The following is a 13,356-nucleotide window of genomic DNA, read 5'->3' on the forward strand; positions in this document are numbered from 1 at the left end:
GCACAGAAAGAGGTTGGACTTGTTGACTGGAGAGCATACCCAGCACATCGTCAGCGGGCTCGGAGCACAGCTGCCCGACCACGATCCGGAAGAGACGGCCGAATGGATCGAATCGTTCGATTCACTCGTCCAGGAACGCGGCACCGAACGGGCGCAGTTCGTGGTCCGCAACCTCCTGCAGCGCGCCGGGGCGCAGAGCGTCGGCGTCCCACTTGTGACGACGACCGACTACGTCAATACGATCCCTGCCGACCAGGAGCCTGAGTACCCGGGAGACGAGGAGACCGAGCGCCGCTACCGCGCCTGGATGCGCTGGAACGCGGCGGTGCTCGTGCACCGGGCGCAGCGGCCGGGCATCGGCGTGGGCGGCCACATCTCGACGTATGCGGGGGCCGCGACGCTCTACGAGGTGGGCTTCAACCACTTCTTCCGCGGCAAGGACCACCCGGGCGGCGGCGATCAGGTGTTCTTCCAGGGGCATGCCTCGCCGGGGATGTATGCGCGCGCGTTCATGGAGGGGCGCCTCACCGAAGAGGACCTCGACGGGTTCCGGCAGGAGAAGTCCCGCGAAGGCCACGCGCTCTCGTCCTACCCGCACCCGCGGCTCATGCCCGAGTTCTGGGAATTCCCCACGGTGTCCATGGGCATCGGTCCCATGAACGCGATCTACCAGGCCCAATCCAACCGCTACCTGCAGCAGCGGGGCCTCGCGGAGACGTCCGATCAGCACGTCTGGGCGTTCCTCGGCGACGGCGAGATGGACGAGCCCGAGAGCCGCGGCCTGCTCCAGCTCGCCGCGAACGAGGGCCTCGACAACCTGACCTTCGTGGTCAACTGCAACCTGCAGCGCCTCGACGGCCCGGTGCGCGGGAACGGCAAGATCGTCCAGGAGCTCGAGGCGTTCTTCCGCGGGGCGGGCTGGAACGTGATCAAGGTCGTGTGGGGCCGCGAGTGGGACTCGCTGCTGGAGAAGGACCGCGAGGGCCACCTGCTCCGGATCATGAACGAGACCCCGGACGGCGACTACCAGACCTACAAGGCGGAGGACGGCGGGTTCGTCCGCGAGCACTTCTTCGGCAAGTCCGCGGAGACGAAGGAGCTCGTCGCCGACCTCACCGACGAGCAGATCTGGAACCTCAAGCGCGGCGGCCACGACTACCACAAGGTCTTCGCGGCCTACAAGGCGGCGACCGAGTTCAAGGGCAAGCCCACGGTCATCCTCGCGAAGACGGTCAAGGGCTACGGCCTCGGCTCCCACTTCGAGGGCCGCAACGCGACGCACCAGATTAAGAAGCTCACGCTCCAGGACCTCAAGGACTTCCGCGACCACCTGCGCATCCCGATCACCGACGGGCAGCTCGAGGCCGATCCGTACCGCCCGCCGTACTACCACCCCGGCGCCGACGCGCCCGAGATCCGGTACCTCCTCGAGCGGCGCCGCGCCCTCGGCGGGTCCGTGCCCGAGCGGCGCAGCCGCCACGCCGCGGTAAGCCTCCCGCCGTCGTCCGCGTACGCCGTCGCCTCGCGCGGCTCGGGCAGGCAGCAGGCGGCGACCACCATGGCCTTCGTGCGCCTGCTCAAGGACCTCATGCGCGACAAGCAGTTCGGCAAGCGCATCGTGCCGATCGTCCCGGACGAGAGCCGGACCTTCGGCATGGACGCGTTCTTCCCGACCGCCGAGATCTACAACCCCAACGGCCAGAACTACCTCTCCGTGGACCGCGACCTGGTCCTCGCCTACAAGGAGTCTCCCGCGGGCCAGCTCATCCACCCGGGCATCAACGAGGCCGGCGCGGTCGCGGCGTTCACGGCGGCGGGGACCTCGTACGCGACGCACGGCGAGCCGCTCGTGCCGATCTACGTCTTCTACTCGATGTTCGGCTTCCAGCGCACGGGCGACTCCTTCTGGGCCGCCGGGGACCAGATGGCCCGCGGCTTCATCATCGGGGCCACGGCCGGCCGGACCACGCTCACGGGCGAGGGCCTCCAGCACGCCGATGGGCACTCGCCCCTCCTCGCCTCGACGAACCCCGCGGTCGTCACGTATGACCCGGCGTACGGCTACGAGATCGGCCACATCGTGCGGGCCGGCCTCGAGCGGATGTACGGCGGGAACCACTCTGACCCGAACGTCATGTACTACCTCACGGTCTACAACGAGCCCATCGTCCAGCCGGCCGAGCCGGAGGGACTCGACGTCGACGGGCTGCTGCGCGGGATGTACCGCCTTCCGCTCGACGTCGACGGTTCGAGCGGTCCCGCCGCTCCGGAAGTCGAAGCCACGAAGGCCGACGACGGCGCCGCTCGCCTCCCGCAGGATGCCCCGCGCGCGCAGCTGCTCGCCTCGGGCGTCGCGGTGCCGTGGGCGATCGAGGCTCGCCGCCTCCTCGCCGAGGACTGGGACGTGGCCGCGGACGTGTGGAGCGTGACGTCGTGGACCGAGCTGCGCCGCGATGGCCTCGCGGCCGAGGAGCAGGCGTTCCTCCACCCTGAGGTCGAGGCCCCCGTGCCGTTCGTGACGCAGCAGCTCGCCGGGACGCGCGGCCCCGTCGTGGCCGTGACCGACTACATGAAGGCCGTCCCGGACCAGATCCGGCAGTTCGTTCCGGGAGACTACGCCGTCCTCGGGGCCGATGGCTTCGGGTTCTCCGACACCCGGGCCTCGGCCCGCCGGTTCTTCAAGATCGACTCGACGTCCGTCGTCGTCCGTGCCCTCCAGGAGCTCGCGCGCCGCGGCGAGGTCCCGGCAGACGCCCCGCGCCGGGCCATCGAGAAGTACCGCCTCCTCGACGTCACCGCGGGCCCGGAGGCCAGCACCGACGAGTGACCTCCTGTTCAACGGTCAGCTCCCGTGGGTATCCGACCCACGGGAGCTGACCGTCCTACGCCGTTCGCCGTGGCGCTGACCCCGCAATCGGGCGCCGATGACCCCACACCCCCAGGGTTGCGGGGTCCCGTCCGCGCCGTTGCGGGGTCCCCGGCACGGCGTTGCGGGGTCCCGTCCGCGGCGTTGCGGGGTCCCTGGCACGGCGTTGCGGGGTCCCGGCACACGCAGAGAGGGCCCCGACGCCGTCGTGACGTCGGGAGCCCTCTCGCGTTCCGAGTTATCGGGGGTTGCGGTTCAGCGACCAGCGAGCCAGCCGAGCATTCGGCTGAACCAGCCGGTCCTGCTCTCGTTGCGGTCAGCCGAGACGGCGAAGTCGGGATCCGTAGTCCACTCGCGGGGAATGTAGACGGCGGCCGGCTCCTGCGCGGGTGCAAGTTGGTTGGTTTCTTTCGTGGGCATCTTCCTCCCCTTTCTGGACTGGTCCAAACTTTCATTATTCGGAAAAGTTTTATTGATAGATGAAATTCTATCGAGACCGGTCGCGCCCGGTCAAGGGTTCGCCGCGGGCGAGTAGCCGAAGCGCTCAAGCCGCGCGTCGCCGCTGTCCAAGACGTCGAGGGCTGCGGCGACGACCGCGCCCTCGACGCAGCCGCCGGAGAGGCTGCCGAGGACGGCCGGGGCGCCGCCGGGGTGCTCGGGCGCGGCGACGAGCATGGACGTGCCCACGGGGCGCGGCACCGATCCGCTCGCCGCGACCACCGTCGCGACCGCGCAGCGCGCCCCTCGGGCCGCGGGCTGCCAGGCGGGCAGCGCGCTCAGGAGCTCGATCATGGGTCCCCCTTCTGATGAGGTATGTCAATGGTGCGCCCGCGGGGGCCCGGAGCGTCACTTCCGGGGCCCCGCGGGCGCGGTCTGATGGGGTTTTGTCTGGTTGGGGCCCAGCCCGCTAGGCGCCGGCCCCGATGAGATGACCGAGCGGCCCGCGCACGAAGTACACGATGAACCCGGCCGCGACGACCCACATGAGCGGATGGATCTGCCTCGCCTTCCCGCTCGCGGCCCGGATCACGACCCACGTGATGAACCCCGCGCCGATGCCGTTCGCGATCGAGTACGTGAGGGGCATCGTCACGATCGTGAGGAACGAGGGCAGCGCTATGTCGAACTTGGTGAAGTCGATCTCGCGGATCTGCCCGGCCATCATCGTGCCGACGACGACGAGCGCGGCGGACGCGACCTCGAGCGGGACCACGCTCGTGAGCGGCGTGAGGAACATTGAGCCGAGGAACAGCGCGCCGGTCACCACGGACGCGAGGCCCGTGCGCGCGCCCTCACCGATGCCCGCCGCCGAGTCGATGTACACGGTGTTGGACGACCCCGAGTTCGCGCCGCCGAGCACCGCGCCGAAGCCCTCGATGATGAACGCCGACTTGAGCCGCGGGAACGTGCCGTCCTTATCCGCCACGCCCGCGCTCTTCGCGAGGCCCGTCATGGTGCCCATCGCGTCGAAGAAGTTCGTGAACACGAGCGTGAAGACGAGCGTGATGCCCGCGAGGAGGCCGATCCGGCCGAACGCGCCGAAGAGGTCGAAGTGGCCCACGAGGCTCAGGTCCGGGATCGAGACGAGCTGACCCGAGAGGACAGGCGTGTTGAGGTGCCAGCCGTCGGGGTTGTTGGGGCCGCCGGCGCCGATGTGCCAGATCGCCTCGACGCCCATCGCGAGGAGCGTCGTCGCGACGATCCCGATGAGGATCCCGCCCTGGATCTTCCGCGCAACGAGAATACCCATGAGGATCAGCCCGACGATGAACACGAGCGTGGGCAGCGTGGTGATGGAGCCGTCATGGCCGAGCTGGACCGGCGGCCCCGCCTGCGTTCCCCGCACGAAGCCCGAGTCCACGAAGCCGATGAACGCGATGAAGAGGCCGATGCCCACCGTGATGGCGGCCTTGAGCTCGCGCGGCACAGCGCGGAAGATCGCCGTCCGGGCCCCGGTCACGCCGAAGAGGACGATGAGGACGCCGTTGATCACCACGAGGCCCATCGCCTCGGGCCACGAGACGTCCTTGACCACCGCGACCGCGAGGAACGAGTTGATCCCGAGGCCCGCGGCGAGGCCGAACGGCAGGTTCGCGAAGATGCCGAACAGGATCGTCAGGACGCCGGCCGTGAGGCCCGTAACGGCGCCGACCTGGGCCGCCGGGAGGAACGCGCCCGTGACGTCCGTGGGCGCCGTCGCCGCGTTGAAGCCGCCCAGGATGAGCGGGTTGAGGATCACGATGTACGCCATCGTGAAGAACGTGACGAGGCCGCCGCGGATCTCGCGCGAGACCGTCGATCCGCGCAGGGAGATGCTGAAGACCCTGTCCAGCAGGCCGCGCCCGGCGGGGGCCGAGGGGCGCTCGCGGGTGGCGGGCGCCGTCGTCGTCTGTTCCGTCGTCGGCTGCGCGCCCTCGGACTCCGGCCCGAGCTCGTCGGTACGCACGGTGCTACCGGTATTGATGCTCATGGCGGCCGCCTCAGTACTCGACGCGCTGTGCGAACGTGGCCCACTGCTCGAAGGGAGCCGTGCGGCTGATCCCCTCGGGCTCGGAGTGCACCACCGGCATCGAGCGCTGCTCGACGTGGGTGTCGAAGTAGTCGTAGAAGACGGCGTCGTCGAAGCCTGCCGCGGCCGCGTCGTGGCGGTCCGCGGCGAAGCGGACGGTCTCAACGCGGGCCCAGAGGGCGGAGGCGAGGCACATGGGGCACGGCTCGCAGCTCGAGTAGAGGACGGCGCCGCTGAGATCGAACGTGCCGAGCGCGCGGCACGCGGCCCGGATCGCGGTGACCTCGGCGTGGGCCGTCGGGTCGTTGTTCGCGGTCACGCGGTTGACGCCGTCGAAGATCTGGCCGTCAGCGCTGACGACCACGGCGCCGAAGGGGCCGCCGTTCTCGAGGACGTTCTGGGCCGCGAGCTGGACGGCGCGCGCCAAGTGGAGGCGTTCGCCGGCCGTGAGCGGCGCAGGGTTGGAAAGGGTGGTGGTCATGGGGAGACTCCCTCGCTTGGGGGGAAGTCCGGCCACTCCGGGAACGCCCGTGGCTATCCGTGCAGACCAGGCCTGACCAGACTTCGAAAGCTCTGAATTGAGGTTGCCTGGTGATAGCTCCCGGGATCTGCTTTCCAGATTCGCCCGGGGACCCGCCGTGACACATCGACGATAGCAAGGGCGTGTGATGTGCGCCATAGGTTTGGCGAACTTTTTTGGAATACAACTTCCGCGAGGCGGAAGCTCTCCCTGCGCTAGGAGCGGTTGAGCTCCTCGGAGATGCGGGCGGCGGCCTCGCGCAGCGCGGGCACGGCGCGCTCCCCGAAAGCGTCGTCGACGCGCGAGACAGGGCCCGAGACCGAGATCGCGGTCGGGGTCGGAGCGTTGGGCACAGGCATCGAGAAGCAGCGGACGCCGACCTCCTGCTCCTGCTCGTCGATCGCGTAGCCGCGCGCACGGATCTTGTCGAGGTCCGCGAGGAGCGTCTCGACGTCGCCAATACTGTAGGCCGTGGGCGTGGGCATGCCCTGCCGGCCCACGATCGCGCGCACCTGATCGTCGTCGAGCTGGGAGAGGATCGCCTTGCCCACGCCGGTGTCGTGCGTGTGGGCGCGCCGGCCCACCTCGGTGAACATGCGCATCGAGTGCAGCGACGGGACCTGGGCCACGTAGATGACCATGTCGGAGTCGAGCACGGCCATATTGGCGGTCTCGCCGAGCCTCTCGACGAGCGTCTTGAGCTGTGGCTGCGCTAGCGCCCCGAGCTGCTTGTTGGCGCCCTCGCCGAGCCGGATGAGCCGCGGCCCGAGCGCGTAGCGCCGGTTGGGCAGCTGCCGCACGTAGCCGAGCGCGACGAGCGTGCGCAGGAGCCGGTGGATGGTGGGCAGCGGGAGTTCGGTCGACGACGACAGCTCGCTCAGCGTGACATCCCCACCGGCGTCGGTGATGAGTTCGAGCAGCTCGAACACGCGCTCTACGGACTGCACGCCGCCTGAGGCCTTCTCGGCCATGTGGTCCTCCATGGGTTGCGACCGGATGTTGTTCCGGCATTAATTATCCGCATCCCGGAAACTCTGCGGCTACCTCACGATACAACACGCCACCACGTCACCAGGCGCCCCACCCCCCAACGCGTTGCGGGGTCCCGTCCCAGACGTTGCGGGGTCCCGTCCCAGACGTTGCGGGGTCCCGTCCCAGACGTTGCGGGGTCCCGTCCCAGACATTGCGGGGTCCCGTCCCAGACATTGCGGGGTCCCGTCCCAGACATTGCGGGGTCCCGTCCCAGACTTGTTTTTCCGATATGCAGACAATAATATCCATAGTACGGAATTCGAGCATCGAGGCGGTTGCCTCCTGACGTAAGGACGATTCAATGGCGAGTCCCAGCCCCGGCAACTCCATCACGCTCCGCATCGACGCCCCCTCGCGCATCAGCATCACGGGCGAGCTCGCCGCCGCCGTCGCCGCGGCGGGGGCCCCCGTCACAGCCCTCGACATCAGCGAGTCGCACCACGACCGCCTCACCGTGGACATCACGTGCAACACGACGTCCGGGCAGCACGCCGAGCAGGTCGCCGCGGCCTTGGACGCGCTCGACGGCGTGAACGTGCGGAAGGTCTCGGACCGCACCTTCCTCATGCACCTCGGCGGCAAGCTCGAAGTCGTCCCGAAGGTTCCCCTCCGCAACCGCGACGACCTCTCGCGTGCCTACACTCCCGGCGTCGCCCGCGTGTGCCTTGCCATCGCGGAAAACCCGGAGGACGCCCGCCGCCTCACCGTCAAGCGGAACACCGTCGCGGTCGTGACGGACGGTTCGGCCGTACTGGGCCTCGGCAACATCGGCCCGGCCGCCGCGCTCCCCGTCATGGAGGGGAAGGCCGCCCTGTTCAAGCAGTTCGCGAACGTCGACGCGTGGCCGGTGTGCCTCGATACGCAGGACACCGAGGAGATCATCAAGATCGTGAAGGCGATCGCCCCGGTGTACGGCGGCGTGAACCTCGAGGACATCGCCGCGCCGCGCTGCTTCGAGATCGAGGCCCGCCTCCGGGAAGAGCTCGACATCCCCGTCTTCCACGACGACCAGCACGGCACCGCGATCGTCACTCTCGCGGCGCTCGTCAACGCCCTCAAGCTCGTGGACAAGAAGATCGAGGACGTGCGGATCGTCGTCTCCGGCGTCGGCGCCGCGGGGAACGCGATCATCCAGCTGCTCCAGGCCCAGGGCGCGACGAACATCATCGCGTGCGATCGCAACGGCGCGATCCACCGGGGCCAGCAGCTCACCGACGCGCACCGCATCTGGATCGCGGAGAACACGAACCCCGAGGCGTTCTCAGGCACGCTGCACGAGGCGCTCAAGGGCTCGGACGTGTTCATCGGCGTCTCGGCGCCGAACCTCTTCGGCCCCGAGCAGGTCGCGACGATGGCCCAGGACGCGATCGTCTTCGCGATGGCCAACCCGGACCCCGAGACGGACCCGATCGCCGCAGCGGAGCACGCCGCCGTGGTCGCGACGGGGCGAAGCGACTTCCCGAACCAGATCAACAACGTGCTCGCGTTCCCGGGCGTGTTCCGCGGCCTCCTCGACGCTGGCGTGGCCGACGTCACCCCTGACATGCTGGTGGCAGCGGCCCAGGCCATCGCGTCACGCGTCTCTGACGAGGAGCTCAACGCGAGCTTCATCATTCCGAGCGTGTTCGACCCGCACGTCGCCCAGGACGTTGCCGCGGCCATCGTCGCGGCAGCGCACGCCTGATTCTCGGGACCAAGACTTCAGACCAGGGAGGAAAGTAGAGCTATGGCCATCACTGTGACCGACCCCAAGCCCGTGGAGCGCGCCGAGGAGATCCTCACCGACGAGGCGCTCGCGTTCGTCGAGGAACTGCACCGACGGTTCGCCGGCGAGCGCAAGGCTCGCCTCGAGGCTCGGAAAGCACGACGCGCGGAGGCCGCCTCGACCGGCCGCCTGGACTTCCTGCCGGAGACGGCGGAGATCCGCGCCGCCGAGTGGAAGGTCGCCCCTGCACCGGCCGCGCTCGAGGACCGCCGCGTCGAGATGACCGGCCCCGCGAGCCCCTCAAAGATGGCCATCAACGCGCTCAACTCGGGCGCCAAGGTCTGGCTCGCCGATATGGAGGACGCCTCGAGCCCGCACTGGGGCAACGTCGTCGACTCCGTGCTCAACCTCCGCGACGCCGCGCTCGGCACGCTCTCCTTCACCTCGCCCGAGGGCAAGGAGTACCGGCTGCACACGGACGCGCCGCTCGCCGTCGTCGTCACCCGCCCGCGCGGGTGGCACATGGAGGAGCGGCACGTCCTGGTCGACGGCGAGCCCGCCTCGGGTGCGCTCGTCGACTTCGGTCTGCACTTCTTCCACGTCGCCAAGCTGCTCATCGCCTCCGGCCGCGGACCGTACTACTACCTGCCCAAGATGGAGAGCCACCTCGAGGCGCGCCTCTGGAACGAGGTCTTCGTCTTCGCGCAGGACTACCTCGGCATCCCCCAGGGCACCATCCGCGCGACCGTGCTCATCGAGACCATCCCTGCGGCATTCGAGATGGACGAGATCCTGTACGAGCTCCGCGACCACGCCTCAGGCCTCAACGCCGGCCGCTGGGACTACCTCTTCAGCATCATCAAGTTCTTCCGCGACGCCGGCGAGAAGTTCACGCTGCCGGACCGCGCCTCCGTGGTCATGACGGCCCCGTTCATGCGGGCCTACACGGAGCTGCTCGTCCAGACGTGCCACAAGCGCGGGGCGTTCGCGATGGGCGGCATGGCGGCGTTCATCCCGAACCGCAAGGAGCCCGAGATCACCGCGGCCGCGATCGAGAAGGTCCGTGCCGACAAGACCCGCGAGGCGACGGACGGCTTCGACGGCTCGTGGGTCGCGCACCCCGACCTCGTCGAGACGTGCCAGGCGGTCTTCGACGAGGTCCTCGGCGACAAGCCCAACCAGGTGGACCGCCAGCGCCCCGAGGTCAACGTGACCGCGGAGCAGCTCCTCGACGTGTCCTCGGCCGAGGGCGTCGCAACCGAGGCCGGGCTCCGCCTCAACCTCTACGTCGCGGTCGCCTACACGGCCGTGTGGCTCTCGGGCAACGGCGCCGTGGCGATCCACAACCTCATGGAGGACGCAGCGACCGCGGAGATCTCGCGTTCGCAGGTGTGGCAGCAGATCCACAACAAGGTGGTCCTCAGCGACACCGGGAACACCGTGACGCGCGAACTCGTCTCGACGCTCCTTGCGGAGGAGACCGAGCGCCTGCGCGGCGAGGTCGATCCCGGCCAGTTCGCGGCGTACTACGAGCCGGCGAGCCGCCTCATCGCGGACATCTGCCTCTCCGAGGACTACACCGACTTCCTCACAACGCCCGCGTACGAGCTGGTGGGCTGATGAGCGTCCCCGCCTCCGGCCTCCCGGCACCGCTCTTCGGTGACGCGGACTTCGAACGGATCGACGCACAGCTCGCGGGCTCGGACCGCCTCCTGGCAGAGGCGTACCCGGGCGACGCCGGCACTCGCCAGCCCGTTCACACCGTGTACGTCCCGGCCGACCGCTTCACGCCGTCGATCGCCGCGGACTGGGGCCAGCAGGCCCTGGCCGCGGCGGCAGAGGCCGGTGGGATCCGGCGCCTCGCCGAGCTCGTGGGCCTGTCCCCCGAGCTCGCGGCCGAGGTCGCCCCCCGCGTCGAGGCCAAGCTGCGGGCCGAGGCCATCGAGGACCTCAGGATCGACTTCGAGGACGGTTACCTCGCCCCCGCCCGATCCGACGACCCGGAGGGGACGGAGGACGCCGAGGCGCTCCACGCCGCGGACCAGGTCACCGCCGCGATCGCCGCAGGGACCGCCACGCCGTTCGTGGGCATCCGCTTCAAGTGCTTCGAGGAGGCCACGCGGCGCCGGGGCCTGCGCACGCTCGAGCTGTTCCTCGCACGCCTCGTGCAGAACGGCGGTCTCCCCGAGGGCCTCGTGCTCACGCTGCCCAAGGTGAGCACGGTCGAACAGGTCGAGGCGATGGTCTACGCCGTCGGACGTCTCGAAGCCGCGCTGGGCCTGCACCCCGGCCGCCTCGGCTTCGAGGTCCAGGTGGAGACCCCGCAGCTCATCGTCGGCGCGGACGGCAGCCATCCCGTCGCCCAGCTCCCGCACCGGGCCGAGGGGCGCATCACCGCGCTCCACTACGGCACGTACGACTATTCGGCGTCGCTCCAGATCGCGGCCGCGTACCAGTCCATGGAGCACCCGGCCGCGGACTTCGCCAAGGAAGTCATGCAGCTCGCGGTGGCCGGGACCGGCATCCGGCTCTCCGACGGCTCCACGAACGTGCTCCCGGTGGGCGACGCCGCGCAGCGCGAAGAGGCGTGGAAGCTCCACGCTCGGCTGGTCCGGCGCTCGCTCGAGCGCGGCTACTACCAGGGCTGGGACCTCCACGCCCATCAGCTGCCCACGCGGTACATCGCGACGTACGCGTTCTACCGCGAGGGCCTCGCCAATGCCACCGAGCGGCTGCGGAACTACGTGCAGCAAACCGTGGGGGCCGTCCTCGACGAGCCCGCGACGGCGCGCGCGCTCGCGGCCTTCGTGCTCCGCGGCGTCCAATGCGGCGCCGTCGGGGCGGACGAGGTCCGCGCCCTCACGGGCCTCTCCGAAGCCGACCTCACGCGGCTTGCGCACCCGCGCCTCCAGACTGTCCCGAACTGACCAGACGTAAGGATCCATCGATGGGCAAGTACTACTACCCCGAGGGCGGCCTGCCGCCGCAGACCCACCTCACGACCGAGCGCGCGATCGTCAAGGAGGCGTACACGGTCATCCCCAAGGGCGTCCTCACCGACATCGTCACGAGCAACCTCCCGGGCTTCACGAACACGCGGGCCTGGATCATCGCGCGCCCCATCTCGGGCTTCGCCACCACGTTCTCCCAGCTCATCGTCGAGATCGGCCCGGGCGGCGCGGCCCCGAAGGCCGAGTTCGAGCCGGGGGTCGAGGGCGTGGTCTTCGTGACGAAGGGCAGGATGAACCTCACGCTGGGCGGCGAGGTGCACGAGCTCGAGGAGGGCGGCTACGCCTACCTCGCCGCGGGTGACGCGTGGGGGCTCGAGAACACCTCGGACGGCATCGTCTCGTTCCACTGGATCCGCAAGGCGTACGAGCGCCTCGAGGGCTACGAGGCCAAGTCCTTCGTGACGAGCGACGCCGAGGTCGCTCCCCGCGAGATGCCGAACGTCAACGGCGTGTGGAAGACCACGCGCTTCGTGGACCCGGACGACCTCGCGCACGACATGCACGTGAACATCGTGACGTTCCAGCCCGGAGGCGTGATCCCGTTCCCCGAGACCCACGTCATGGAGCACGGCCTCTACGTCCTCGAGGGCAAGGCCATGTACCTGCTCAACAACGACTGGGTAGAGGTCGAGGCCGGCGACTTCATGTGGCTCCGCGCGTTCTGCCCCCAGGCGTGCTACGCGGGCGGCCCGGGCGAGTTCCGGTACCTCCTCTACAAGGACGTCAACCGACAGGTCCGCCTCACCTGACGCCCACCCGCCGCCGGGTGCCGGCACACGCGCCGCTTCACGCGGCGCACCCGCCGCCGGGTGCCGGCACACCCGGCGCCCCCGGCGCACCCCGCCGCTTCACGCGGCGGCCCAAAAGCACGACGGCGCGGGGCAGGACTGGCACTGAGCCGTCCTGCGCCGTCGTACCCACTTCCGCCCCCGGTCGCGCAACGCCGGGGGCGGAGGCCTGTCGGCAGCGGTCCGCGAGCGAGCAGCAGGCGCGGGTGTCGTGGGGCAGCACCCGCCTGAACTGCTCATTCGTCAATCAATTGCTCACCTGAGGCGGGGGCTACGCCGCCCGGACCACGTCGTAGACCAGCTCGACGAGGCTCGAATCGAACGTCTGGGTGCCCCTGAGGGCCAGGCGCTGCGTGCCCTCCGGCACGAACCCGCGTCCGGCGCCGAGCAGCGCGGGCATCACGAGGAGTCGCAGCTCGTCGACCTCGCCGGCGGCGAAGAACGCGCGGGCCAGAGTGAGGCTCCCCCAGAGCGCCACGTCGCCGGCCGTCCCGTGCTTGATCCGGCGGATCGCTTCGGCCGCGTCCCCCGATTCGATGCTGCACTCGCCGAGCGATCCCCACGGCGCATTGCGGAGCGTCCTGGAGAAGACATGGCGCTCGAGCGCGTTGAGCTTGTCCGCGATGATCTCGTCCGACGAAGCCGGCGTGGGCCAGTAGGAATTGAAGAGCTCGTAGGTCTTGGCGCCCATCACCATGGCGTCGATGCCGTCGAGCCATGCGAACTGGTGCCGATCCCACTCGTCGACCCGTCCCTCAACCTTCTGGGTGAACGTGAAGTGGCCGTCCGAATCCGCCGCGAAGCCGTCCGCCGTGACGGTTTCCTGCACCACGAGCCTTCCCATGCCCCCACGGTTGCATCCGTGCAGGGCGCGGGCAAGGGCTCAGGCAGGCGCCTCTCGCCGACAGCCCGCCGAGGTCTACAG

At 69.6% G+C, this 13,356-nt stretch carries 11 protein-coding genes; 5 read left to right on the forward strand and 6 right to left on the reverse strand.

The window, feature by feature from the left end; genetic code table 11:
* The first annotated feature begins 19 nt into the window (after window positions 1–19).
* Window positions 20–2,827: a pyruvate dehydrogenase (acetyl-transferring), homodimeric type gene (gene aceE / locus E6A26_RS10930; RefSeq protein WP_136611230.1), complete on the forward strand. Its 2,808-nt coding sequence runs from the start codon at window positions 20–22 to the stop codon at window positions 2,825–2,827.
* A gap of 294 nt (window positions 2,828–3,121) precedes the next feature.
* Here aceE and E6A26_RS17620 read toward each other — a convergent pair whose 3' ends face one another.
* The 5 genes from E6A26_RS17620 to E6A26_RS10950 all read right to left on the reverse strand — a co-directional run bounded on the left by E6A26_RS17620 (window position 3,122) and on the right by E6A26_RS10950 (window position 6,866).
* Complete coding sequence (locus E6A26_RS17620; protein ID WP_168928731.1) at window positions 3,122–3,286, reverse strand: hypothetical protein; 165 nt, start codon at window positions 3,284–3,286, stop codon at window positions 3,122–3,124.
* 90 nt (window positions 3,287–3,376) lie between these two features.
* Window positions 3,377–3,658: an XdhC family protein gene (locus E6A26_RS10935; RefSeq protein ID WP_136611231.1), complete on the reverse strand. Its 282-nt coding sequence runs from the start codon at window positions 3,656–3,658 to the stop codon at window positions 3,377–3,379.
* Between the two features lie 115 nt (window positions 3,659–3,773).
* Window positions 3,774–5,336, reverse strand: coding sequence for an NCS2 family permease (locus E6A26_RS10940; protein ID WP_136611232.1), 1,563 nt, complete (start codon window positions 5,334–5,336; stop codon window positions 3,774–3,776).
* Window positions 5,337–5,346: 10 nt separating this feature from the next.
* Complete coding sequence (locus E6A26_RS10945; protein WP_136611233.1) at window positions 5,347–5,856, reverse strand: nucleoside deaminase; 510 nt, start codon at window positions 5,854–5,856, stop codon at window positions 5,347–5,349.
* Window positions 5,857–6,110: 254 nt separating this feature from the next.
* The gene (locus E6A26_RS10950; RefSeq protein WP_136611234.1) at window positions 6,111–6,866 is read right to left on the reverse strand and encodes an IclR family transcriptional regulator; all 756 of its coding nucleotides are present in this window, start codon (window positions 6,864–6,866) and stop codon (window positions 6,111–6,113) included.
* Between the two features lie 362 nt (window positions 6,867–7,228).
* Here E6A26_RS10950 and E6A26_RS10955 point away from each other — a divergent pair, with 362 nt between their 5' ends.
* Genes E6A26_RS10955 through E6A26_RS10970 form a run of 4 tightly spaced genes read left to right on the forward strand, consistent with a single transcriptional unit; the run spans window position 7,229 to window position 12,392 of the window.
* Window positions 7,229–8,611: an NAD-dependent malic enzyme gene (locus E6A26_RS10955; RefSeq protein ID WP_136611235.1), complete on the forward strand. Its 1,383-nt coding sequence runs from the start codon at window positions 7,229–7,231 to the stop codon at window positions 8,609–8,611.
* Window positions 8,612–8,653: 42 nt separating this feature from the next.
* Window positions 8,654–10,252: a malate synthase A gene (gene aceB, locus E6A26_RS10960; RefSeq protein WP_136611236.1), complete on the forward strand. Its 1,599-nt coding sequence runs from the start codon at window positions 8,654–8,656 to the stop codon at window positions 10,250–10,252.
* The gene (locus tag E6A26_RS10965; protein WP_136611237.1) at window positions 10,252–11,559 is read left to right on the forward strand and encodes a DUF6986 family protein; all 1,308 of its coding nucleotides are present in this window, start codon (window positions 10,252–10,254) and stop codon (window positions 11,557–11,559) included. The genes aceB and E6A26_RS10965 overlap by 1 nt, the downstream gene beginning before the upstream one ends.
* Window positions 11,560–11,579: 20 nt before the next feature.
* A complete protein-coding gene (locus E6A26_RS10970; RefSeq protein ID WP_136611238.1) occupies window positions 11,580–12,392 on the forward strand; it encodes a bifunctional allantoicase/(S)-ureidoglycine aminohydrolase in 813 nt (270 codons plus the stop codon).
* Window positions 12,393–12,702: 310 nt separating this feature from the next.
* On the opposite strand, the gene E6A26_RS10975 is transcribed toward E6A26_RS10970, so the two are convergent.
* On the reverse strand, window positions 12,703–13,275 hold the full coding sequence (locus E6A26_RS10975) for a dihydrofolate reductase family protein (protein ID WP_136611239.1): 573 nt from the start codon (window positions 13,273–13,275) through the stop codon (window positions 12,703–12,705).
* Window positions 13,276–13,356: the final 81 nt, after the last annotated feature.

It is taken from the genome of Sinomonas albida (genome assembly GCF_004919045.1).
GTDB classification, from domain to species: domain Bacteria; phylum Actinomycetota; class Actinomycetes; order Actinomycetales; family Micrococcaceae; genus Sinomonas; species Sinomonas albida.